Origin of the sequence: Cryocola sp. 340MFSha3.1 (genome assembly GCF_000383315.1) — a bacterium.
Lineage (GTDB): Bacteria > Actinomycetota > Actinomycetes > Actinomycetales > Microbacteriaceae > Leifsonia.
The window spans coordinates 150,958-172,726 of the sequence record NZ_KB911087.1; the positions used below are offsets into that span (position 1 = coordinate 150,958).

The 21,769-nt window shown below is 70.4% G+C and carries 20 protein-coding genes and 1 tRNA gene; 6 read left to right on the forward strand and 15 right to left on the reverse strand.

Annotated features, from left to right (window positions below):
• Positions 1-23 precede the first annotated feature (23 nt).
• The gene (locus tag H284_RS0100780; RefSeq protein ID WP_018190944.1) at positions 24-335 is read right to left on the reverse strand and encodes an SHOCT domain-containing protein; all 312 of its coding nucleotides are present in this window, start codon (positions 333-335) and stop codon (positions 24-26) included.
• A gap of 186 nt (positions 336-521) precedes the next feature.
• Between H284_RS0100780 and H284_RS0100785 the strand changes: the two genes are divergently transcribed.
• The 3 genes from H284_RS0100785 to H284_RS0100795 all read left to right on the forward strand — a co-directional run bounded on the left by H284_RS0100785 (position 522) and on the right by H284_RS0100795 (position 2,759).
• The gene (locus H284_RS0100785; RefSeq protein ID WP_039731160.1) at positions 522-722 is read left to right on the forward strand and encodes a hypothetical protein; all 201 of its coding nucleotides are present in this window, start codon (positions 522-524) and stop codon (positions 720-722) included.
• A gap of 94 nt (positions 723-816) precedes the next feature.
• The gene (locus H284_RS0100790) at positions 817-2,100 is read left to right on the forward strand and encodes a histidine kinase (RefSeq protein ID WP_020074811.1); all 1,284 of its coding nucleotides are present in this window, start codon (positions 817-819) and stop codon (positions 2,098-2,100) included.
• Complete coding sequence (locus H284_RS0100795) at positions 2,097-2,759, forward strand: response regulator transcription factor (protein ID WP_020074812.1); 663 nt, start codon at positions 2,097-2,099, stop codon at positions 2,757-2,759. The genes H284_RS0100790 and H284_RS0100795 overlap by 4 nt, the downstream gene beginning before the upstream one ends.
• A gap of 132 nt (positions 2,760-2,891) precedes the next feature.
• Here H284_RS0100795 and H284_RS0100800 read toward each other — a convergent pair.
• The 11 genes from H284_RS0100800 to dusB all read right to left on the reverse strand — a co-directional run bounded on the left by H284_RS0100800 (position 2,892) and on the right by dusB (position 16,756).
• A tRNA-Asn gene (locus H284_RS0100800) sits at positions 2,892-2,964 on the reverse strand.
• A 79-nt stretch (positions 2,965-3,043) separates the two neighbouring features.
• Positions 3,044-4,060 (reverse strand): D-isomer specific 2-hydroxyacid dehydrogenase family protein, encoded by a 1,017-nt coding sequence (locus H284_RS0100805; protein WP_020074813.1) that lies wholly within the window; start codon positions 4,058-4,060, stop codon positions 3,044-3,046.
• Positions 4,061-4,071: 11 nt separating this feature from the next.
• Entirely contained in the window at positions 4,072-4,992 is a 921-nt protein-coding gene (locus H284_RS0100810; protein ID WP_020074814.1) for an ATP-binding cassette domain-containing protein, read from the reverse strand.
• Between the two features lie 10 nt (positions 4,993-5,002).
• Positions 5,003-6,691, reverse strand: a complete 1,689-nt coding sequence (locus H284_RS0100815; RefSeq protein ID WP_020074815.1) for an ABC transporter ATP-binding protein — start codon at positions 6,689-6,691, stop codon at positions 5,003-5,005.
• A complete protein-coding gene (locus H284_RS0100820; RefSeq protein ID WP_020074816.1) occupies positions 6,688-7,758 on the reverse strand; it encodes an ABC transporter permease in 1,071 nt (356 codons plus the stop codon). The genes H284_RS0100815 and H284_RS0100820 overlap by 4 nt, the downstream gene beginning before the upstream one ends.
• Before the next feature lies 1 nt (position 7,759).
• Positions 7,760-8,857, reverse strand: coding sequence for an ABC transporter permease (locus H284_RS0100825; protein ID WP_018190936.1), 1,098 nt, complete (start codon positions 8,855-8,857; stop codon positions 7,760-7,762).
• A 95-nt stretch (positions 8,858-8,952) separates the two neighbouring features.
• Entirely contained in the window at positions 8,953-10,584 is a 1,632-nt protein-coding gene (locus tag H284_RS0100830; protein WP_018190935.1) for an ABC transporter substrate-binding protein, read from the reverse strand.
• Between the two features lie 209 nt (positions 10,585-10,793).
• Complete coding sequence (gene dnaG / locus H284_RS0100835) at positions 10,794-12,665, reverse strand: DNA primase (protein WP_020074817.1); 1,872 nt, start codon at positions 12,663-12,665, stop codon at positions 10,794-10,796.
• A gap of 72 nt (positions 12,666-12,737) precedes the next feature.
• A complete protein-coding gene (locus tag H284_RS20465) occupies positions 12,738-14,144 on the reverse strand; it encodes a DUF4282 domain-containing protein (RefSeq protein ID WP_155885432.1) in 1,407 nt (468 codons plus the stop codon).
• A 121-nt stretch (positions 14,145-14,265) separates the two neighbouring features.
• Positions 14,266-15,576: a deoxyguanosinetriphosphate triphosphohydrolase gene (locus tag H284_RS0100850; protein WP_018190932.1), complete on the reverse strand. Its 1,311-nt coding sequence runs from the start codon at positions 15,574-15,576 to the stop codon at positions 14,266-14,268.
• Complete coding sequence (dusB, locus tag H284_RS0100855) at positions 15,566-16,756, reverse strand: tRNA dihydrouridine synthase DusB (protein ID WP_020074819.1); 1,191 nt, start codon at positions 16,754-16,756, stop codon at positions 15,566-15,568. The genes H284_RS0100850 and dusB overlap by 11 nt, the downstream gene beginning before the upstream one ends.
• Before the next feature lie 33 nt (positions 16,757-16,789).
• On the opposite strand from dusB, the gene H284_RS0100860 reads away from it, so the two are divergent.
• Together H284_RS0100860 and H284_RS0100865 are read left to right on the forward strand one after the other, a co-directional pair.
• The gene (locus H284_RS0100860) at positions 16,790-17,308 is read left to right on the forward strand and encodes an aminoacyl-tRNA deacylase (protein WP_051092443.1); all 519 of its coding nucleotides are present in this window, start codon (positions 16,790-16,792) and stop codon (positions 17,306-17,308) included.
• 246 nt (positions 17,309-17,554) lie between these two features.
• Positions 17,555-18,346 (forward strand): endonuclease domain-containing protein, encoded by a 792-nt coding sequence (locus H284_RS0100865; RefSeq protein ID WP_020074821.1) that lies wholly within the window; start codon positions 17,555-17,557, stop codon positions 18,344-18,346.
• Between the two features lie 136 nt (positions 18,347-18,482).
• On the opposite strand, the gene H284_RS0100875 is transcribed toward H284_RS0100865, so the two are convergent.
• Genes H284_RS0100875 through recO form a run of 3 tightly spaced genes read right to left on the reverse strand, consistent with a single transcriptional unit; the run spans position 18,483 to position 20,745 of the window.
• Positions 18,483-19,154: a DsbA family oxidoreductase gene (locus H284_RS0100875; RefSeq protein WP_018190927.1), complete on the reverse strand. Its 672-nt coding sequence runs from the start codon at positions 19,152-19,154 to the stop codon at positions 18,483-18,485.
• Between the two features lie 29 nt (positions 19,155-19,183).
• Positions 19,184-20,008: an isoprenyl transferase gene (locus tag H284_RS0100880; protein WP_020074823.1), complete on the reverse strand. Its 825-nt coding sequence runs from the start codon at positions 20,006-20,008 to the stop codon at positions 19,184-19,186.
• Positions 20,005-20,745: a DNA repair protein RecO gene (gene recO / locus H284_RS0100885; RefSeq protein ID WP_020074824.1), complete on the reverse strand. Its 741-nt coding sequence runs from the start codon at positions 20,743-20,745 to the stop codon at positions 20,005-20,007. The genes H284_RS0100880 and recO overlap by 4 nt, the downstream gene beginning before the upstream one ends.
• Positions 20,746-20,964: 219 nt before the next feature.
• Between recO and H284_RS0100890 the strand changes: the two genes are divergently transcribed.
• Positions 20,965-21,726 (forward strand): trimeric intracellular cation channel family protein, encoded by a 762-nt coding sequence (locus tag H284_RS0100890; protein ID WP_018190924.1) that lies wholly within the window; start codon positions 20,965-20,967, stop codon positions 21,724-21,726.
• The last annotated feature ends 43 nt before the right edge of the window (positions 21,727-21,769 follow it).

Here is a 21,769-nt window from a genome sequence, read left to right on the forward strand (position 1 = left end):
CGGCCGCCCTGTGGAGAAACCGATCAGGCGCTGTCGCGGTTCGCGCGCAGCACCTCCAGGCGCGCCCGGTACTCCTGCTCGTCGATGTCTCCGTTGGCGTACCGCTGCGCGAGCGTCTTCTCGGCGGAGCGGACGCCGCCGTTCGGGCCCCAGCCGTCGTATCCACCGCGTGCTGCGGCAGCGCGACGCCAACGTCGACCGGCGAATCCGAAGATTGCGACGAAGACGAGGATCCAGAAGATCGGGATGAAGATCCACCACCAGCCGACGAACGGCGGGCCGTACGCGACGGCGCAGGGCGCGGCGGCGACGACGGTGGCCAGTGAGCTGAGCATGATGCGTGTCCAATCGTGAGTGGTCCGCGCCTCTCGCGGACCGACACCCTCAGCCTCGCCGCCGGGCCCCCTCGCCGAATCCGCCCCCGGGTGCGTTCCGCCCTACTCCCCGGGGAGCACATTCGCGACCCCAGCACGAGAAGCGCGCACTGTCGCGTGGGCGGCATGCGGCCGTACGATGCCCGCATGGAGCACGAGGACGGCCGCCACGAGGCCGACGACGAACAGCCGGATGACGCGGTCACCGAGTACGAGAACGATCAGGCGGAGAACCGGGAGTCCCTGGAGCGGGAGGCCGGACTGACGGCGTTCGGCGGCCCGACGTTCGGCCACCTGTTCGGCCAGCAGCAGGACGACGGCGGGTTCGACGCCGAGCACAACCCGTGAGCTCGCCGCACGCCGCCCTCATACTCCCTCGGGAGTAGCCCCGAGACACCCGCCGGGGGACGTGACGCCCAGGTGCCCTGGCTAGCATGAGGAGATGCCCTGGAACGCGCCCCTCGATCAGGGAGCGAACGCGCGCTTCGGAGACACCCCCACCGAGCCGCCCGGCTGGGAGCGAACGCCCTGGACCGAACGCGGACGCCCGCGCGGCGCTCGCTGGTTCGCCGTCATCGTCGCCGCTCTCATCCAGCTGCCCTTCATCGTCATTGCGGCACGGGATGCGTCGCACGACCCGCTGACCCTCGCCTTCTCGCTGCTCGCCTTCGCCTCCTCGTTCGTCCTTCTCGCATCTCCCCGGCATCCCGGCCCCACGGTCGTCGCCGTCGCCGTGCTCTGCGCCCCGGCCATCGCGGTGACCAGCGGACCGCCGTTCTCCGCCGTCCCGCTGGCCTTCGCCGTCGTCACCGCGGTGGTCCGAGGCGCGCGCGTGTGGGCGTGGTGGACGCTCGCCGGATTCGCCATCGCCGCGCCGGTCGCCGCCTACCTGCTGCGCGGGCAGCCGGCCGCCATGCTGCGGCCCCTGATCGTCGCGCTCATCCTCTGCCTTCTGCTGGGCGTCGGCGAGGCCCTGCGCAACCGCCGGGAGCGGTTCCGTGAGGTCGCCCGCCAGGTTGCGGCGCGGCGGGAGGCGGCGGCGGAGGCCGAGCGCCTCCGCATCGCCCGCGAACTCCACGACGTGCTCGCGCACTCGCTCTCGCAGATCAGCGTCCAGGCGGGGGTCGGCCTCCACCTGTTCGACTCCCGTCCGGAGAAGGCCCGCGAGAGTTTGGAGGCGATCAGGACCACCAGCAGCCAGGCACTGGAAGAGGTGCGCGGCGTGCTCGGCTTCCTCCGGGGTACCGAGGAACAGGCCGCTCGCTCCCCCGAACCCGATCTCACGCGCATCCCGGTCCTCGTGGAGACGTACCAGAAGGCCGGCCTGAGCGTCAGCTACGAAACCGACCTGACCTCGACCCCGTCGGCCGCGGCGCAGCTGGCGCTGTACCGGATCGTCCAGGAGTCCCTGACCAACGTCGGCCGGCACGCACAGGCGTCGAGCGTTGCGATCCGCCTCACCGAGATCGACGGCTGGTACGTGCTGACCGTGCGCGACGACGGCCGCGGTCTGCCCACCACCGCGAGCGGAGACGGCCGCACCTCGGCCCAATCCGCCGCCGCGGGCATCGGGCGAGGCGGCCGGGGCATGGTCGGGATGCGCGAGCGCGCCGAGCTGCTCGGTGGCCGCTTCGATGTCCGCCCGGCCGACGGCGGAGGGCTCCTCGTCGAGGCGCGCATCCCGTCGTCGGCGCCGCGGACGGCGCCGAGCAGGGCCGCATCGTGATCCGCGTCCTCCTTGCCGACGACCAGCTCCTGGTCCGCGCCGGCTTCCGTGCTCTCCTGGAGGCGGAGGACGACGTCGAGATCGTCGGGGAGGCCGGGACCGGCCGCGCGGCAGTCGACCTCGTGCGCGAGACGCATCCCGACGTCGTGCTGATGGACATCCGGATGCCCGACGGCGACGGGCTGTGGGCGACCGGCGAGATCGTCGGAGACCCGGCCCTCGCGGGCACCCGTATCGTCATCGTGACGACGTTCGAGCTGGACGAGTACGTCGCGCAGGCGATCATCGCCGGCGCCAGCGGCTTCCTGGTGAAGGACACCGAACCGGTGGAGCTCATCCGCGCTGTCCACGTCGTGGCCGACGGCGACGCGCTGCTCTCCCCCGGTGTGACCCGGCGGCTCATCGAGCGCGTGTCGGGCGGCCTCCGACCGGCTCCGGATGCGGCAGCGCTGCAGCACCTCACCGAGCGCGAACGCGAGGTGCTGACCCTGGTCGCACACGGCCTGACGAACACGGAGATCGGCGAACGGCTCTTCCTCAGCCCGCTCACCGCGAAGACGCACGTGTCGCGGATCATGACGAAGCTGGATGCGCGCGACCGCGTCCACCTCGTCGTCCTGGCCTACGAGACCGGCCTCGTGCAGCCCGGCTGGCAGTAGCTGCGGGCCGCAGATTTGCGCCAAATCGTCGTTCTGCGCGCGCCATAACAGAGATTTGGCGCAAATCGCAGGCCCGAAGGGCGCACAACGAAAACCCCCGGCCTTCCGAAGAAGACCGGGGGTTTCACAACGCTCCCCGACTTGGACTCGAACCAAGAACCTGCCGGTTAACAGCCGGCTGCTCTGCCAATTGAGCTATCGAGGAATGCTTGATCAGCGAAGCTACTCTAGCAAGGTTCGCGGCCACGGGAGAAATCGGGCGTGCATCCCGCGCGCGTCCAGCCTCAGTACCCTGCCGACGGGTCGACCACCCCCACGAACCTGCCGTCGTCGAGGAAGGCGTGGACGTTCAGACGGATGCGCTCGGCGAGCAGCGGGGCCGTCATCTCGGGGGTGTCCGCCTGGTGAGGCGTGATGATCACGTTCGGCTCGTCCCAGAGGGGATGGCCGTCCGGCAGCGGCTCCGGGTCCGTCACATCGATGCCCGCGCCCGCGATCGTGCCGGAGCGCAGCGCCTCCAGCAGGGCATCCGTGTCGACGAGTCCGCCGCGCGCGATGTTCACCAGGTACGCGGTGTCCTTCATCGCCGCGAACTCGTCCGCGCCGAACAGGTGCCGCGTTCCACCGGTGAGCGCGGCGGCGACGACCACGAGGTCGGCCGAGGGCAGCACCTCGCTGAGCCGGTCGGCGGTCACGGTGCGGACGGCACCCTCCACCGGTGATGCGGTGCGCCGGACGATGGTGACGCGCACACCGAACGGCTCCAGCAGCCGCATCAGCTCCAGGGCGATGCCGCCGGCGCCGACGATGACGACGTCGAGGCCGTACAGCGACCGTCCCTCCTGCTCCGTCGCCCACGACCGGGCACGAACGCGCTTCGGGATCACCCGCAGCAGCGCGAGGCTCAGCACCAGGGCGTGCTCGGCCACGGGCTGCGCGTAGGCGCCCTTCGCGCTGGTCCAGATCAACCCGGGGCGATCCTCGGTCGCGAGGACGTCGGCGAACGCATCCACTCCGGCCCACGGAAGCTGCACCCAGCCGATGCCGGGATGCGCGTGAAGCACCGCCGGGAAGTCCGCCGCCTGCGTGTTCGACAGCCAGACGACACCGCGGGTGCGCTCGGAGAGCGGCTCGACCGTCCCGCCGGCCGACTCGACGGCATCCACGAAACGCTGCGACGGCTGCGGCAGGACGGCGATCGGTCCGGGCTCCGGCCGCTGGTCCTCGGGAAGCGCGGTCACCTCGACGGCCAGCACGGCCCGGTGATGCGACGGCGCCCCGGTCTGCTCGGTCTCGTCCATTCCCTCTGCGCTCATCGCGTCTCCACTCCGTGCTGGTCCACCGTTCCCGTGCTCTCCGCCGCCGTGCTCTCCGCCGCCGCGCGCCGGGTCGCCCCGCGCTGGGGTCGCCGCTCCGTGCGCTGCGCCGGCGGCTTCAGCGCTCGCGCGAGGCCCGCGACGAAGGGATGCGTCGGATCGGCGAGCACCTCCTCGATCGGCCCGTAGCCCACCGGCCGGCCGCCCTGCAGCACGAGCGACACATCCGTCGCCCGGCGCAGCACGGCCAGGTCGTGGCTCACGACGACCGCCGAGAAGTCGGGATGCCCGCGCAGCTGGCCGAGCAGGTCGATCACCGCGTCGCGCACGGTCGCGTCGATCCCGGCGGTCGGCTCGTCGGCGACGAGGATGGTGGGGCCGAGCACGAGCGCCCGCGCCAGCGCGACACGCTGCCGCTGTCCCGAGCTCAGCTCGTACGGGTACTTGTTGAGCACGCTCAGCGGCAGGTGAACGGTGTCGAGCATGGTCGCCGCCCGGGCTCCCGCCGTCCGCCGCGGGTAGTGCTCGTCGCGCTCGAAGATCGGCAGCGTGACGTTGTCCTGCACGCTCAGCGACGGCTCCAGGGTCGCGGCGGCCTCTTGAGGCAGGTAGCCGACGTGGAAGGTCACCTCGGCCAGGTCGCGCTTGCGCGCCTTCCGCAGCGGGTGGCCGAGGACGGACGCCTCTCCCCCGCTGATCCGCGGGCCCGGATCGGACGCACGCGGAGGGAGGACCCGTCCGGAGAGCACCTGCGCAAGCGTGCTCTTGCCCGAGCCGGTCTCGCCCAGCACGCCGAGCACCTGGCCCTGCTCGAGGCGGAAACTCACCCCGCGCAGGGCCACGCATGACGCGCTCGGGCCCCGCGCAGGGTATTCGACGGACAGGTCGCTGACGACGATGGCGGGGACGGAACTCACATCTTCGACCCTAGGCGTTCTCCGCCTGCAACTCCCGCAGCGCCTCGCGCCGGTCGGCCTGTTCGACCGGGTCCGGGACGGGCAGGGAGGCGAGAAGCCGCTGGGTGTACGCCTCCCGCGGGTTGCCGAGCACCTCGGCGCCTGTCCCCTCCTCGACGAGCTTTCCGCGGTGAAGCACCGCGATCCGGTCGGCGAGCAGGTCGACCACGGCGAGATCGTGGCTGATGAACAGCGACGCGAAGCCGAACTCCCTCTGCAGGTCGGCGAACAGCTCCAGCACGCGCGCCTGCACCGACACGTCGAGTGCGGAGGTCGGCTCGTCGGCGATCAGGAGGCTGGGCTCCAGCGCGAGCGCACGCGCCAGACTGGCGCGCTGCCGCTGACCGCCGGACAGCTCGTGCGGGTACCGATCGCCGTAGGCGCGCGGCAGCTGAACCGCCTCGAGCAGCTCGTCGACGCGGCGACGGGCCTCGGCGGCCGAGCTCGCGCGCCCGTGCACCACGAGAGGTTCGGCAACGCACTCGGCGATCGTGAGCAGCGGATTGAAGCTCGACGCCGGATCCTGGAACACGAACCCGATGTCGCTCCGCACCTTGCGGAACCGCCGCTCGCGGACGCCGTTCATCTCGATCCCGAGCACTTCGAGCGACCCGCCGGTGACCTTGTTGAGGCCCGCGATGGCCCGCCCGATGGTCGTCTTGCCCGAGCCGGACTCGCCGACCAGGCCGAGCACCTCGCCCGGACGGATCTCGAAGGAGACCCCGTCGACGGCCACGAACCCGGGGCGACCGAGCCGGCCGGGGTACTGGATGCGCAGGTCGCGCGCCTGGACGACCGGCGCCTCGATCGGGCGCTCGGCCCGGGCGATGGCACGATCCTGCGTGGCGATCAGGCCCTGGCCGATCTTCGGCACCGCGGCGAGCAGCTTGCGCGTGTAGTCGGCCTGCGGGGAGGAGAACAGCGTCCGCACATCCGCCTGCTCGACCAGCTTGCCCTGGTACATGACCGCGACGCGGTCCGCCAGGTCGGCGACGACGCCCATGTTGTGCGTGATGAGCACGATGGCGGCCCCGAACTCGTCGCGGCAGCGCCGCAGCAGGTCGAGGATCTCGGCCTGGACCGTCACATCCAGAGCGGTCGTCGGCTCGTCCGCCACGATCAGCCCGGGGTTCAGCACGAGCGCCATCGCGATGACGATGCGCTGCTTCTGGCCGCCGGAGAACTGGTGCGGGTAGTACTTGACCCGCTTCTCGGGCTCCGGGATGCCGACCCGGCCGAGGATCTCGATGGCGCGCTCGCGCGCCTCCTTCTTCGACAGCTTCGCGTGCGCCCGCAGACCTTCCGCGATCTGCCAGCCGACGGGGTAGACCGGGTTCAGCGCCGTCGACGGCTCCTGGAACACCATGGCGACGTCGGTGCCGCGCACCTCGCGCAGCTTGCTCTTGCCGATGGAGACGATGTCCGCCTCGGTCTTGCCGTCGCGGCTGCGCAGGATGACGGCACCGGAAGCGGTCGCCGTCTCGGGCAGCAGCCCGAGGATCGTCTTGGCGGTGACCGTCTTGCCCGACCCGGACTCTCCGACGATGGCGAGCACCTCGCCGGGGGCGACGCTGAGGCTCACTCCGTCGACCGCCTTCACGGCGCCGGCGTCGGTGGAGAAGGAGACCGAGAGGTCCTTGATCTGTACGACGTCGCTCATGGACGCACCTCGATTCCGTGCTCGTCGAACGATTCGCCGCCCTCGAGGCCGTCGACCCCGCCGGGTCCGGCAGTGAGGGTGCCGCCGGGGACCACCGAGGTCTCGGCGACCTCGCCGGACGCCGCAGCCGCACGGCGGCGGCCGCGCAGACGCGGGTCGGCCAGGTCGTTAAGGCTCTCGCCCACCAGGGTGATGCCCAGCACGACCAGCACGATGGCGAGACCCGGGTAGATGGAGGTCCACCAGATCCCGCTGGTCACGTCATCCACGGCCTTGTTCAGGTCGTAGCCCCACTCGGCCGCGGCGGTCGGCTCGATGCCGAAGCCGAGGAAGCCGAGGCCGGCGAGCGTGAGGATGGCCTCCGACGAGTTCAGGGTGAAGATCAGCGGAAGCGTCCTGGTCGAGTTGCGCAGCACGTGCCGGAACATGATCCGGCTATTGCTCGCGCCGACGACCCGCGCCGACTCGACGTACGCCTCCGCCTTGATCCGGACGACCTCCGAACGGATCACGCGGAAGTACTGCGGGATGTAGACGACGGTGATCGAGATCGCCGCCGCCAGGATGCCGCCCCACAGGCTCGACTGGCCGCCGCTGATCGCGATGGCCATGACGATGGCGAGCAGCAGGGAGGGGAAGGCGTAGATCGCGTCGCAGATGACGACGAGCACGCGGTCGAGCCAGCCGCCGAAGTAGCCGGAGACGAGTCCGAGCAGCACACCGAGGAAGATCGACAGGAGGACGGCGATGATGATGACGAGGATCGCGGTCTGCGCTCCCCAGATCACCCGCGAGAACACGTCGTATCCCCCGGACGTGGTGCCCCAGATGTGCGCGGCGCTCGGCGGCTGCTGCGCGCCGAACGACTTCCCGTCGGCCTTCGCCTGCGCGAAGCCGTACGGCGCGATGACCGCGGCGAAGATCGCGGTCAGGATGAACAGGGCGGTGAGCACGAGGCCCACCACGAGCATCCCGCGCTGCAGGCCGACGCTCTGGCGGAGCTGGTGGACGACGGGCAGGCGGTCCCAGAGGGAACGCTTGCGGGAGGTCAGCGATGCGGTCGACATCTCAGTACCTCACTCTCGGGTCGATGAGGGCCGCGATGACGTCGACCACGAAGTTGGTGAGGGTCACGATGACGGCGAGCAGCACGACCATGCCCTGCACGGCCACGAAGTCGCGCGCCTGCAGGTAGTGGACGAGCTGGAAGCCGAGGCCCTTCCACTCGAACGTCGACTCCGTCAGCACGGCACCGCCGAGGAGCAGGGCGATCTGCAGGCCGATGACGGTGATGATCGGGATGAGCGCCGGACGGTAGGCGTGCTTGCGCAGCAGCCGCGATTCGCCGACACCACGCGATCGTGCCGCGTCGACGTAGTCGGTGGACAGCGTCCCGATCACGTTGGTGCGGACCAGCCGGAGGAAGATGCCGGCGGTCAGCAGACCGAGGGCGAGCCCCGGCAGGATGGCGTGCATCAGCACGTCACCGACCACGGCCGGGTCGCCGGTCTGGAACGCGTCGATCAGGTAGATGCCTGTCTTGTTGTCGAGCGTCTGCATCTCCAGTTCGGAGCTCGTCGACGCGCGTCCGGCGACCGGGAGCCAGCCCAGCCAGATGGAGAAGATGAGCTTCAGAACGAGGCCGACGAAGAAGACCGGGGTGGCGTAGAAGAGGATCGCCATGATCCGCAAGCCCGCATCCGGGGCCTTGTCACGGAAGTAGGCGGCGATCAGGCCGAGCGGGATGCCGACGATGAACGCGACGATGAGCGCGTAGAACGCCAGCTCCAGCGTCGCGGCGCCGTACGTCAGCAGCACCTGCGTGACCGGCTGGTTGTCGGTGAACGTCGTCCCGAAGTCGCCGCGCAGCAGCTGGCCCAGGTACTCGAGGTACTGGACGATGATCGGCCGGTCGTATCCGGCCTCGTGCACGCGCTGGGCGAGCTGCGCCGGAGGCAGCTTCCCGCCGAGGGCCGCGGTGATCGGGTCTCCGGTCGACCGCATCAGGAAGAAGACGACGGTGACCAGGATGAAGATGGTCGGGATGATGAGAAGGGCGCGGACGAGGATGTAGCGGCCGAGGCCGCCTCCGGATCGTCGCTTCGCCTTCGTTCGGTCCGGCCCGGGGGCGGTCCCGGCCGCCGGGGCGCTGACAGTCGCTGTCATGGAAGCCAATCGTGGTGGTTCGTGGAAAGGGGGCGGCTCGCTGCGTGAGCGAGCCACCCCCCGGTTCGGCTCAGAGCTGGTGGCTCAGGGCCGGATTACTTCGAGAGTGCCGCGTAGCGGAACTTGAAGGACGGGTCGAGCGTCTTGTCGGCGCCCGAGACACCCTTCGCGACGACCGCGATCTGCGAGCCCTGCAGCAGCGGAAGCGTGCTGAGGTCCGCCCCGACCTTGGCCTGGATCTCCTCGATCAGCTTGGTGCGCTCGGCCTTGTCGGTCGTGCCCGCCTGCTTCGCGATGAGGTCCTGGACCTCCGGGTTGTCGTAGTGGTTCGCGAGGAAGTTGTCCTTGATGAAGAACGGCGACAGGTAGTTGTCGGCGTCCGAGTAGTCCGGGAACCAGCCGAGCTGGTACGCCGGGTAGACGTCCTTCGTGCGGTCCTTCGAGTACTGCACCCACTCGGTCGACTGCAGGTTGACCTTGAACAGGCCGCCGTTCTCCAGCTGCTCCTTGACCAGCGCGTACTCGTCACCGGAGGACGGGCCGTAGTGGTCCGGGTTGTACTGGAGGTTCAGCGAGACCGGGGTGGAGACGCCGGCCGCCTGGAGGGCCTGCTTGGCCTTGTCGAGGCTGGGGCCGCCGTTGCCGTCGCCGTACAGCTCCTTCAGCACCGTGGTGGCGCCGGTCAGGCCGTCCGGGACGAACGAGTACAGCGGGGTGTAGGTGCCCTTGTAGACCTGGTCGGCGATCGCCGAGCGGTCGACGAGGTCGGCCGCCGCCTGACGCACGGCGAGGGCCTTCTTCGCGTCGGCCTCCGGCGTGGTCGCGCCGTACGGCTGGGTGTTGAAGTTGAACACGATGTAGCGGGTCTCGCCACCCGGGCCCTTGACGACCTTGACCTTGTCGTTGTTCTCGAGGCTCGCGACGTCCGTGGCCGAGAGGCTGCGGAAGGCGACGTCGATCGCTGCCTTCTGGATGTCGAGCTTCAGGTTCGACGACTCGGCGTAGTACTTGACGTTGACCTTGTCGGTCGCGGGCTTTCCGAGCAGACCCTTGTATCCCGGGTACGCCTTGTAGGCGATCAGGTTGTTGAAGTCGTAGCTCGTGATGTCGTACTGACCGGCGAACGGGTGGCCCTTGACGATGGTGTTGTCGGGCGTGACCTTGTCGGCCGAGAAGACCTGCTCATCCACGATCGGACCGGCGGGGCTGGAGAGCACCTGCGGGAAGGTCTGGTCGTTCGGCACCTTGAGCTTGAAGACGACCGTGGTCTTGTCCGGCGCGGAGACGCTGTCCAGGTTGGCCAGCAGCGATGCCGGGCCGTTGGGGTCGTTGATCTTGATCTGGCGGTCGAACGTGAACTTGACGTCCGACGAGGTGAGGTCGTGTCCGTTGGCGAACTTCAGTCCCGGCTTGAGCTTGACCGTGTACTCGGTCGGCGAGGTGAAGTCGGCGCTCTCGGCGATGTCCGGCTTGACATCCGGGCTGCCGTACGGGGTGTTCAGAAGGAACGGGTAGACCTGGTTCATGACGGCGAACGAGCCGTTGTCGTACGAGCCGGCGGGGTCGATCGACGTGATCTTGTCGGTGGTGCCGACGGTGATGGCGCCACCGCCGCCGCCGCCCGAGCCGTTGTTGTTCCCGGAGCAGCCGGCGAGCACCAGTGCCGCGGCCGCGAACGCGGCGGATACGGCGAGCAGGCGCCGTCCGCCGTTGTGTGCGGATGTCATATCCGATTACCTCTTCCTGGTGTGGGATGCGCAAGCGGCGTCGTCACGGGCGTGCGGGATCGCCGTTCGCGTGAGAACTTTCCTAGCACGGAATGCTCGTTCTTCCTGCATTCGGATGCGGATCCGGGCGCGATCTTTACACGGACGCAACAAAAGAGCGCATCTGCAGGCATTCGTCTGCGGATTCCACAGGCGGCGCTTCCGGCGTGCTATTCGCCGCGCAGGCGGCGCCGTTCGCTCTCGATCGCGACCATGGCGAGCGAGATCTGGCGACGCAGCTCCGGGTCCTCCGTGCGGCCGAGGCGTGAAGTGAGTTCCGCCTTCTCGCGGAGCAGGTCGCGGTCGATCAGTCCGTCGACGATCGACCGCGCGTACCGCCCGGGATCGCCGCCCTGCGGGAGTTCCGCCACCGCCAGAGCGTTGACCGTCGGCGCGTACGCCTGCGGGACCTCGGCGAGCACGCGATCCACCCAGCCGGGCTGTTGCAGCGTTGCCAGTTGGCTGGCGATCGCGTCGCGGACCACGGCGTGAGTCGGGTTGACGAACGGGACCTGCACGGCGCGCGCGGCCCGCTCCTGACCCACCTCGCCGGGGAGCTGCAACAGCACCATGAGGCTCTCGCGCTCGGTGCGCTGCGTCGGGTCGGCGAGGTCGGCCTGTGCGAGGGGACGCGGCTGCTCGGCGGAGCCGGATTGGCCGTCGCCGCCCGGGTACGAGCGGGTGCGGCCGTCGTCGCGCGAGCCCTCCCGTGAGCCGGAGCCCCGCTGGGCGGCGCGGACGGCGCGGATCGCATCCTGCAGGTCGGCGCCGGAGAGCCGCGCGAGCTCGCGGGTGTAGCCGTTCTGCGACGCGGGGTCGCGGATCGTGGCGACGATGGGGGCTCCCGCGCGCAGGGCCGCCGCCCGGCCCTCGACCGAGTCGAGGTCGAACCGCTCGACGGTCCGGCGGATCATGAACTCGAACATTGGCTTGCGTGCGTCGATCATTCGGCGCACCGCCACATCCCCCTGGGCCAGCCGCAGATCGCACGGGTCGAGGCCGTCCGGTCCGACCGCGACGTAGGTCTGCGCGGAGAACCGCTGCTCCTCGCCGAACGCGCGGGACGCCGCCTTCTGGCCGGCCGCATCCGGGTCGAATGTGAAGATCACCGAACCCTGGCTGTTGTCGTCGCCCATCACCCGGCGGATCACCTTGATGTGGTCGACGCCGAACGAGGTGCCGCAGGTGGCGACGGCGGTCGTGATCCCGGCGAGGTGGCACGCCATGACGTCCGTGTAGCCCTCGACCACGACGACCTGGTCCTGCCGGGAGATGTCGCGCTTGGCCAGATCCAGCCCGTAGAGCACCTGCGCCTTCTTGTACACGGGCGTCTCGGGGGTGTTGAGGTACTTCGGGCCCTTGTCGTCGTCGAGCAGGCGGCGCGCGCCGAAGCCGATGGTCTGGCCGGTGACGTCGCGGATGGGCCAGATCAGCCGGCCGCGGAAGCGGTCGTAGACGCCGCGGTCGCCCTGCGAGACGAGCCCGGCGGCGAGCAGCTCCTCCTGGCTGAAGCCCTTGCCGCGCAGGTGCTTGGTCAGCTCGTCCCAGCTCTTCGGGGCGAACCCGACGCCGAAGTGCGCTGCGGCCGCGGCGTCGAAGCCGCGTTCGCCCAGGAACCGGCGCCCGGGGTCGGCATCGGGAGCGGACAGGCGGTCGCGGAAGAACTCCTCCGCCGCGGCGTTGGCCGCGAGCAGGCGGGCGCGGTTGCCGGAGCTCTCGGAGGGACCGCCACCGCCCTCCTCATAGTGGAGCTGGTAGCCGATGCGCGCGGCGAGCCGCTCGACCGCGTCGGTGAAGGAGACGTGGTCCATCTTGAGCAGGAACTCGTAGACGTCGCCGCCCTCGCCGCAGCCGAAGCAGTGGTAGCGGCCGACGCCGGGGCGCACGTAGAAGCTGGGGCTCTTCTCGTCGTGGAACGGGCAGAGGCCCTTGAGCGCTCCGACGCCGCCGGTCTTGAGGCTGACGTAGTCGCCGACGATGTCGCCGATGTTGGTGCGGGCTTTGACCTCTTCGATGTCGCTCTGTCGAATCCGGCCTGCCATGCTCTCGATTCTAGTGAGCCGGACCGACGCTCCGGCCCGAACGGCGAAACCCGGAGGGCCCGCCGGCCGCGGTCACTCCCCCGGCGGACGGCGGCGGCGCGTGTTCTGGGCGATCTCGATGATGGCGCAGAACACCTCGATGCCGACGCGCAGCAGGAGCACGCTCAACATCGCCCCGACAAGGGTGATGAGGACGCCGAACAGGAACACGAACGCACCGATCGGCGCGTGCGTCGCGATCGCCGAGGTGAGCGAGTTGGCGAAGCCGACGATGATGCCGAGCGCGATCAGGACAAGCCCGACGACGTATACGGGACCGGCGAGCTTGCGCGTGACGTAGTTCGTGAACGTGAAGTCGAACAGGGAGGAGAAGAACCGCGAGTCGTCCAGGCGGTCGGCGAGGTCGCCGACCGTGCGGCCGTGAGCGGCCTGTGCGCCGGGGCCGGTGGTCGCGCCGGCGCCGGTGGTCGCGCCGGCGGCGGGTGTCGCGCCGGTGCCGGCGGTCGGGCCGGTGGCGGCGGGTGCGCCCCGGGTCGCATCCGGAGCGGTTGCCTCGGGTGCAGCGGTGGTGGGCGGTTCGGTGGCGTCGGTGGGCTGGTCGCCCGTCTCGCGCGCCGTCGTCGAGTCCACAGCGGCCTCCTGGTCGGTGTCGGTCGTGTCGGCAGCGAGCCGCTCGGTCGGAGTGTCTGCGGGCGCGGCGGCAGCTGCACCGACGGGAGCCGCGGCGACAGGAGGTGTCGTGTCTGTGGATGCGACGTCAGCCGCTACGGCGGCCGCACCGGCGTCGGTGGACGCGGGTGCGGCGTAGAGCTCCTTGGCCGTCGGGAGACGCTTGGTCGCTGCGACGCCGGTGTCGTCGGACGTCTCGGCGGTTCCCGTGCTCTCCTCGATCAGGGGCTCGGCGGGCGAGGTGGACGTGTCACGGGCCGACGCACTGCGGCCCCGGCTCGACCCGCCGCTGGGCGCGAGCGGCTCGCGGGCGCCGAGGGTCGCATCCATGATGTCGGGCGCTTCCCCCTCCGGTGCGATCGGGGTGGTCTTCGCGGTCGTCCGGCGAGTCCGAGGCGTCGTGGCCTTCTTGGCGGCGGGCTTTCGCGCAGCCCCAGACGCAGACGCAGACGTCTCGCCGGTCGGGGCGGCGGTTTCGGTCGCCTGATCCGTCTCAGAGGTCTGCGCAGTGGTGCTCCTCGTCGCCCGCGGCTTCGTCGTCCGCGCTGCGGGCGTGCCCGCGGTGGACGACGAGGTCGTCTTGGCGCCTGTCGTCGAGGCACCTGTCGTCTTGGCGGCAGTCGTCTTGGCCGTTCGGGTCGTCGAGGAGCCGGTCGTTCGCGGGGTCCGGGTCGTGCCTGAGCCCGCGGTCGCACCGCCGCCCGCCGCCGGCGTGGCGGCTCCGGTCCCCTCCGGTGGGGCGCCGGCCGTCTCCGTCGACTCCCCCTCTGCGGGGCGGTCGCCGTCGGACGGTGGTAGTGCGGTGCTCATTCGTCTCCTCCCGAAGCCTGACTCCCAGCATTCTGCACTGCGCCGCGGTATACAACCCCGGCGCGCGGAGCATGCGGTGCTTCACAGCGGTTCTGCGCCGAAGCCCCCGACCTTTCCGTGCTCAGTGCTGCACGAGACGCTCGTACCAGCTGAGCGCGGACTGATCGGTCAGGCTGGCGACCTGATCGACGACGACGCGTCTCCGCGCATCGTCCGTCGCGGCCGCGCGCCAGTCTTCCGCGAATCCCGGGTCGAGCTCGGCCGGACCGCGCTGGTAGAGCAGGTCGGCCAGCGTCGTCAGGATCTGCCGCTGCTGGGCGTAGATCGGCTGCCGTGTGTTCCGTGACATGACGAACGTGGCGACGATGCCCTTCAGCACAGCGATCTCGGCCTGGATCCCGGCCGGCACGACCACGTCGGCGCCGAAGCGGATGAGGTCCACCCGTCCCGCGGCCTCCTTCGTGGCGTGGACGGCCGCGTGTGCGAAGCGCCCGATCAGCTGGCTCGTGAGGTTCTTCAGGCGCGCCTGGGACCGGCGCGAGCCGTCCCACCCGTCGAGCCAGATGTCCATGCTGTCGAGCCGGTCGAACGCCTCGATGAGCTCTTGGTGGCTGACTTCGCCGCCGATCCACTCGTGCATGGACTCGACGAGGTCTTCGTGGTCGACCCGGCTTCCGAGGGCCGCGACGTCGATGTAGCCGTTCACCACGGCGTCCTCGAAGTCGTGGACGGAGTATGCGATGTCGTCGGAGAGGTCCATGACCTGCGCCTCGATGCAGCGCTGGCGCTCCGGGGCGCCCTGGCGCATCCACTCGAACACGGCGCGGTCGTCGGCGTAGAAGCCGAACTTCGCCCGCCCGCTCGGGTCTGCCACCGACGAGGCCGCAGGCCACGGGTACTTGCAGCTCGCGTCGAGGCTGGCGCGGGTGAGGTTGAGCCCGTACGGCCGGCCGTCGCGGCCGAACACCTTCGGTTCGAGGCGGCTCAGCAACCGCAGTGTCTGCGCGTTGCCCTCGAAGCCGCCGATGTCGTCGGCCCAGGTGTTGAGGGCCCGCTCGCCGTTGTGGCCGAACGGTGGATGCCCGATGTCGTGTGCGAGGCAGGCGGTGTCGACGATGTCCGGGTCGAGTCCGAGGCTGTTGGCCAGCTCGCGGCCGACCTGGGCGACCTCCAGCGAGTGCGTCAGTCGGTTGCGTGCGAAGTCGAGCCCCGCAGTGGGGCTGAGCACCTGCGTCTTCGCCGCGAGACGGCGGAGCGCACTGGAGTGCAGCAGCCGTGCCCGGTCGCGGGCGAAGTCGCTGCGCCGGTTCGAGTGCTGCTCGGGGAGCCAGCGCTCCCGGTCGTGCTCGGAGTACCCGCGCTCGGCGGACGCCTCGGCCGTCTGCACCGCACCGGCACCCGTGCTCGTGGTCGCTGCGATGTCATCCACCACTGTTGTGCACCTCCGCATCGGCGACCTCGGCGCGCTGCACGCCGTCGAGGTCCCGGCTCTCGAGCCAGCCGTCCGGCAGCGCCGGCCGCTTCGGGGAGCCTGCACGACCGCGCTGACCCTCTGCCGCCTCGCCCGGGTACTCCTGGTCGGGGTCGAGCGTGGCGAGCAGCTCGTCGAGGTGCTCGAGCGTGTCGACGGTCGCGAGACTCGCCCGCAGGTCGCCGCCGACCGGATAGCCCTTGAAGTACCAGGCCACGTGCTTGCGGATGTCGCGGCAACCGCGCTCCTCGCTGTCGAAGAACTCGACCAGCAGCTCCGCGTGGCGGCGGAACGTCTGCGCCACCTGCCCGAGCGTCGGATGCGCCTGGGCGGCCTCCGCCTCTGCTGCCGAGATCTCGCCCGCCCGCGCGCGGAAGGCGGCGGCCAGGTCGCCGAACAGCCAGGGACGCCCGAGGCAGCCGCGGCCGACCACGACGCCGTCGCACCCGGTCTCCTCCACCATCCGGATCGCGTCGGCGGCCGACCAGATGTCGCCGTTGCCGAGCACGGGAGTCGAAGTCACCGTCTCCTTCAGCTTGGCGATGGCGGACCAGTCGGCGTGACCCGAGTAGAACTCCGCCGCCGTGCGCGCGTGCAGGGCCATCGAGGCGACGCCGGCGCCCTCGGCGATGCGGCCGGCCTCGAGGTAGGTCAGGTGGTCGCCGTCGATGCCCTTGCGCATCTTGATCGTGAGCGGGATGTCGCCGGCCGCCTGCACAGCGCCTTCGACGATCTCGCGGAACAGCCCGAGCTTCCAGGGAAGCGCCGCTCCCCCGCCCTTGCGGGTGACCTTCGGCACCGGGCATCCGAAGTTGAGGTCGATGTGGTCGGCGCGGTCTTCGGCGACGAGCATCGTCACGGCCTCGCGCACGGTGACGGGGTCGACCCCGTAGAGCTGGATGGACCGCGGCATCTCCGACTCGTGGTGCGTGATGAGGCGCAGCGACTCCGGAGTGCGCTCGACGAGGGCGCGGGACGTGATCATCTCGCTGACGTAGAGACCGGCTCCGAACTCACGGCAGAGCCGACGGAACGCCGTGTTGGTGATCCCGGCCATCGGTGCGAGGACGACCGGCACGTCGAGCCCCAGCGGACCGATGGTCAGCTGAGGCGCGTGGCTTAGGGTGGCAGTGGTAGACATCTCACTCGATTCTCCCAGAAAGCGTGCTGAGCTATGGCCGAGAGCCCGGAATCCGTGGACAACTCCCCTGTTGGCGCACCTGTGAGCACCGGTCGGGAGCGCGTCGCCGCCGACGCGCACGCCCGCGGCATCGAGGTCGACATCGTGGAGCGTCCCGCCGCGCGGAGCCTCGAGGAGGCCGCCGAGCTGCTCGGCATCCAGCCCGGCGACATCGTCAAGACGCTCGTGGTGAAGCGGAGCGATGACACGTTCGTGTTCGCCCTCGTGCCCGGCGGCCGCAAGATCGCCTGGCCGAAGCTGCGCTCGGTGCTGCAGGTGAACAAGCTGCAGCTCCCGGATGCGTCGGTCGCGTTCGCCGCCACCGGCTACGAGCGCGGCACCATCACGCCGTTCGGCAGCACCACCGCGTGGCCGGTCGTCGCCGACGCCACCATCCCGGGCCGTCGCGTGTCGATGGGCGCCGGCGAGCACGGCTACTCCCTCTTCGTCGACGCGGACGCCCTCATCACGGCCTTCGACGCGACCGTCGCCGACATCACCGACCCCGAGTAGCGCGCCTGTGGGTCGCAACACGCCGTTATGCCCTCCGCATAACGGCGTGTTGCGACCCACACATGTGTGGCCTGTGGATAAACACCCAGCGGGAAGGCGCGGTCGGGCAGGGTGTTGGGCATGCGTCACCCAGCAGAGCTCCCCGCCCCGGTCCGATCCGGGCCGTTCTCGACGGCGTCCGCGCGTCGGGAGGGGGTGGGAGCCACGCGACTGGGGCGACGGGATCTCTCCGCGCCCTTTCACGGGATGCGGCAACCGGGGACCGAGCCGGTCACCCTCGAAGAGCGCTGCCGCGCGTACGCCACCGTGATGCCGCACGGGATGTTCTTCAGCCACACGACCGCGGCCGAGCTCTATGGCCTCCCACTTCCGAAGGCGTTGTGCGGCGTCGTCCATGTCGCGGCCGCGCGGCCTCGTCGAGCGCCGCGCGCGGCGGGGATCGTCCGCCACCGCGTCACCCTTGAGCCGGATGCGGTGCGCGACTTGGCCGGTCTGCCCGTTCCTCCACCTGTCGAAGTGCTCTGCGAGCTGGCACCGATGCTCGACCACGACTCCCTCGTCCAACTCGGTGATGCGCTGCTCCGGCGGACCGACCCGTTCACGACCGCAGCGGAACTGCGCGAGACGGTGGACGCAGCTGTGGGGCGGCCGGGCATCCCTCGACTCCGCACAGCGCTCGAGGCGGTCCGGGCTCGAACCGACTCACCGATGGAGACAGTGCTTCGGTTGGCGATCGTCCGAGGTGGGTTGCCCGAGCCGCACGTCAACTACCGTGTCGATCTCGGTGAGCACGCGGCCCACCTGGACCTGGCGTATCCGGACCGCCGTATCGCGATCGAGTACGACGGCGATCATCACCGCACGAACGCGCGACAGTTCCACCTCGACGTGGACCGGCTCTGGCGGATCGAGGCCGGCGGGTGGCGGATCGTCCGGGTGAACCGCTCACACCTGACCGCCGGTGCCACCGAGGCCGTCACGCGAATCCGTCTCGCGCTGGCGACTGTGGGTCGCAACACGCCGTTACCCGGGTGGTGAAACGGCGTGTTGCGACCCACGGATCACGGGAAGGTGCAGGTGTCGCCGTCGCAGACGGCGCCGGCGGCGCCGAGCTGGACGAGCGGCACGACGGGCGCGGGAGTCGCGTCGGCCGCGACGCCAGGCTCCGCGCCGGTCACGCGGTCACCGCCGCGCGCTCCGACCAGACCTGCTCCAGCACCTGGGCGAACGTCTGTGCGTCCTGCGCCCCCGAGACGCCGTACTTGCCGTCGATGACGAAGAACGGGACGCCGTTGATGCCGTACTCTCCGGCCGTCGCCTGGTCGGCGCGCACATCCTGAAGGTACTGCTCCGATTCGAGCGCCTGGAGCGCCGCATCCCGGTCAAGGCCCACCTCTGCGGCCAGGTCGGCGAGGTCCTCGACCCGGCCGACGTGACGGCCCTCGATGAAGTAGGCGCGGAACAGGCGCTCGGCCAGCTCCAGCTGCTTGCCGTTCGCCTTCGCGAAGTGCAGGAGCTCGTGCGCCTTGACGGTGTTGGTGTGCTTGAGGTTGTCGAAGTCGTAGTCGAGCCCGACGGACGAGGCGATCCCGGTCACGCGCTCCAGCATCTGCTGCACCTGCTCGGCCGGAAGGCCCTTGTGGCCGGCCAGGAAGTCGATCTCGCTGCCGTCGAAGTCGACGGGGGTGTCCGGGGACAGTTCGAAGGAGTGGTACTCGACCTCGACCCCGCGTCCGTCGCCCGCGCCGGCGAACAGTCCGCTGCCGGCCTCGAACTTCCTCTTTCCGATGTAGCACCACGGGCACGCGATGTCGGACCAGATGTCGATCTTGATGGGTTCGCTCACCTCAGAGGCAACGCGAGGCACGCCGCGGTCTATTCCGAGGTGGATGCCGTCTCGGCCGTCGGCGCGTCCACCGCACCGCCGAACCGGCGGTTGCGCCGCAGGTACAGCTCCACCGCATCCCACAGGTCGGTGCGGCTGAAGTCCGGCCACAGCGTGTCGAGGAACACCATCTCGGCGTACGCGCTCTGCCACAGCAGGAAGTTGCTCGTGCGCTGCTCCCCCGAGCTCCGCACGAACAGGTCGACGTCCGGCATGTCCGGCAGATAGAGGTGGCGCTGGATGGTCTTCTCGCTCACCGCGGACGGCCGCAGCCGGCCCGCAGCGACGTCGTCGGCGATCGACCGCACGGCGTCGGCGATCTCCGTCCGTCCCCCGTAGTTGACGCACATCGTCAGCGTCAGCACGTCGTTCCCGGCCGTGAGCTGCTCGGCGTACTGCAGCTCCTTGATGACCGACGACCACAGGCGCGGCTTCCGGCCCGCCCAGCGCACCCGCACGCCCCACTCGTTGAGCTGGTCGCGGCGCCGGTGCAGGACGTCCCGGTTGAACCCCATCAGGAACCGCACCTCGTCGGGCGACCGCTTCCAGTTCTCGGTCGAGAACGCGTAGACGCTCAGGTGCTTGACCCCCGCCTGGATGGCCCCCGCCACCACGTCAAGCAGGGCGGCCTCCCCCGCCCGATGACCCTCGATGCGGGTCAGGCCCCGGCGGTTCGCCCACCGGCCGTTGCCGTCCATGACGATCGCCACGTGCGACGGAACGCTCCCCGCCGGGAACGCGGGCGGATACACGCCGGTCCAGTCGAGCGGGCGGTACTCGACCGCATCCTTGTGCGTGTAGGGCTTCGGACTCATCCACTCGCCTTCTGGTCGTGCTGAACGTGCTGGAGCGAGCGCAGCCCGCGCTCAAGATGCCACTGCGTGTACGCCGCCACCACGCCGTTCGCGCGGTTCCGCGTGCCGTCGGGTGCGGCCTCGGCGGCCTCCCAGTCGCCGGACAGCAGCGCCCCGAGCAGGGCGATCGTGTCGGCGTCGACCTTCGGGGCGCCCTGCGGTGCGCAGTCCGCGCAGACGACGCCGCCGAGCTGGACGACGACGGAGGTGTGCGGGCCCGGTGCGCCGCACCGCGAGCAGTCCTGGAAGCTGGGCGCCCATCCCGCCAGCGACAGCGCACGGAGCAGGTACGAGTCGAGCGTCAGGCCGGCCCCGTGCTCGCGCCGCGACAGGGAGCGCAGCGCCCCGACGAGCAAGAGGTACTGCTGGATGGACGGTTCGGCATCCGTCAACCGGTCGGCCGCCTCGACCATCGCGTTGGCCGCGGTGTAGCTAGCGTAGTCATCGGCGATGAGGGCGCCGTATGCGCCGAGAGTCTCGGCCTGCGTGATCACGTCGAGGCTGCGCCCCTCGTAGAGCTGGACGTCGGCGACCATGAACGGCTCGAGCCGCGACCCGAACCGGGAGGCCGTCCGCCGCACACCCTTCGCCACCGCACGGATCTTGCCGTGCTGCCTGCTCAGCATGGTGACGATCCGGTCGGCCTCGCCCAGCTTGTGGGTTCGGAGCACGACGGCTTCATCACGGTAGACAGGCACACTCCAGTATCGCGCGCCCGGCTGACAGTGCGGCGGATGCGGGGTGCGGCACTTACTGTTACCTCGGTCGCAGGCTCTGACCTCGGTCGCAGGCTCCCTCGGCGCTGGGGTCGCGGCATCGCTCCGCGCTGCCCTGAGCTCCACCGCGCGGCGCTGGGGTCGCGGCATCGCTTCGCGCTGCTTCCCAGCTCCACCGCGCGCGCGTGATACACATGGGGGGTGAGCACGACCCCCGTCGACATCGGCGCCCTGTCGATCCCGCTGTGGGGCGACCTCATCGCTGTGGGCGTCGGCAGCCTCCAGGGCGCCATGTTCGCGTCCGGATTCCGCGACCGGCGGCTCGACCTGCTCGGCGTCGCGATCATCGGCGTCGCCACGGGTGTCGGCGGCGGACTCCTCCGCGACCTCCTGCTCAACGTCACGCCTGTCGCCCTGCAGTCGAACTGGTACCTGCCGATCACCGTCGTCGCCGCACTGCTCGGGATGCTGCTGATCCGGCTGTTCCGCCGTCTCGACCCGGTCATCACCTTCCTCGACGCGTTGACGATCGGGCTGTTCGGCGCGATCGGAGCGAGCAAGGCGCTCGCGCTCGGGCTGCCGGAGGTTCCCGCGGTGTTCGTCGGCGTGGTGGCCGCAGTCGGCGGGTCGATCCTGCGGGACGTGCTGCTGAACCTGCCCATCGCGCTCATGCACGTCGGCTCGCTCTACGCGGTCGCGGCGGGCGCGGGCACGATCGTCCTCGTCGTCATGCTCGACTTCGGTGTGCCGTTGACGGTCGCGGCGGTCGTCTGCGTCGTCGTGACCCTCGTCATCCGGCTCCTCGCCGTGCGCTTCGGGTGGAGCCTGCCGGAGCAGCGGGAGCTGGGCCGCATCCCCCGTCCGCGCTGGCCCCGCTTCACGCGCGCGCCCAGCGCCGCCCGCACGGCCGAGCGCACCGACACCGGCGCGATCCCGCGCTACCGCATCGACAAGCCCGAGTAACCCCGCGCACATTCGTGCCGAATGTGCGGAAAGCCGCGGAGAT

Coding starts and splice junctions, on each gene's coding strand:
- H284_RS0100880 (WP_020074823.1), bottom strand. CDS start 20,008: ATGAGTCCGAAGCCCTACACGCACAAGGATGCGGTCGAGTACCGCCCG.
- H284_RS0100805 (WP_020074813.1), bottom strand. CDS start 4,060: ATGGACGAGACCGAGCAGACCGGGGCGCCGTCGCATCACCGGGCCGTG.
- H284_RS0100825 (WP_018190936.1), bottom strand. CDS start 8,857: ATGACAGCGACTGTCAGCGCCCCGGCGGCCGGGACCGCCCCCGGGCCG.
- dusB (WP_020074819.1), bottom strand. CDS start 16,756: ATGTCTACCACTGCCACCCTAAGCCACGCGCCTCAGCTGACCATCGGT.
- H284_RS0100815 (WP_020074815.1), bottom strand. CDS start 6,691: ATGAGCGACGTCGTACAGATCAAGGACCTCTCGGTCTCCTTCTCCACC.
- dnaG (WP_020074817.1), bottom strand. CDS start 12,665: ATGGCAGGCCGGATTCGACAGAGCGACATCGAAGAGGTCAAAGCCCGC.
- H284_RS0100780 (WP_018190944.1), bottom strand. CDS start 335: ATGCTCAGCTCACTGGCCACCGTCGTCGCCGCCGCGCCCTGCGCCGTC.
- H284_RS0100865 (WP_020074821.1), top strand. CDS start 17,555: ATGCGGCAACCGGGGACCGAGCCGGTCACCCTCGAAGAGCGCTGCCGC.
- H284_RS0100860 (WP_051092443.1), top strand. CDS start 16,790: ATGGCCGAGAGCCCGGAATCCGTGGACAACTCCCCTGTTGGCGCACCT.
- H284_RS0100820 (WP_020074816.1), bottom strand. CDS start 7,758: ATGTCGACCGCATCGCTGACCTCCCGCAAGCGTTCCCTCTGGGACCGC.
- H284_RS0100790 (WP_020074811.1), top strand. CDS start 817: ATGCCCTGGAACGCGCCCCTCGATCAGGGAGCGAACGCGCGCTTCGGA.
- H284_RS20465 (WP_155885432.1), bottom strand. CDS start 14,144: ATGAGCACCGCACTACCACCGTCCGACGGCGACCGCCCCGCAGAGGGG.
- H284_RS0100785 (WP_039731160.1), top strand. CDS start 522: ATGGAGCACGAGGACGGCCGCCACGAGGCCGACGACGAACAGCCGGAT.
- H284_RS0100830 (WP_018190935.1), bottom strand. CDS start 10,584: ATGACATCCGCACACAACGGCGGACGGCGCCTGCTCGCCGTATCCGCC.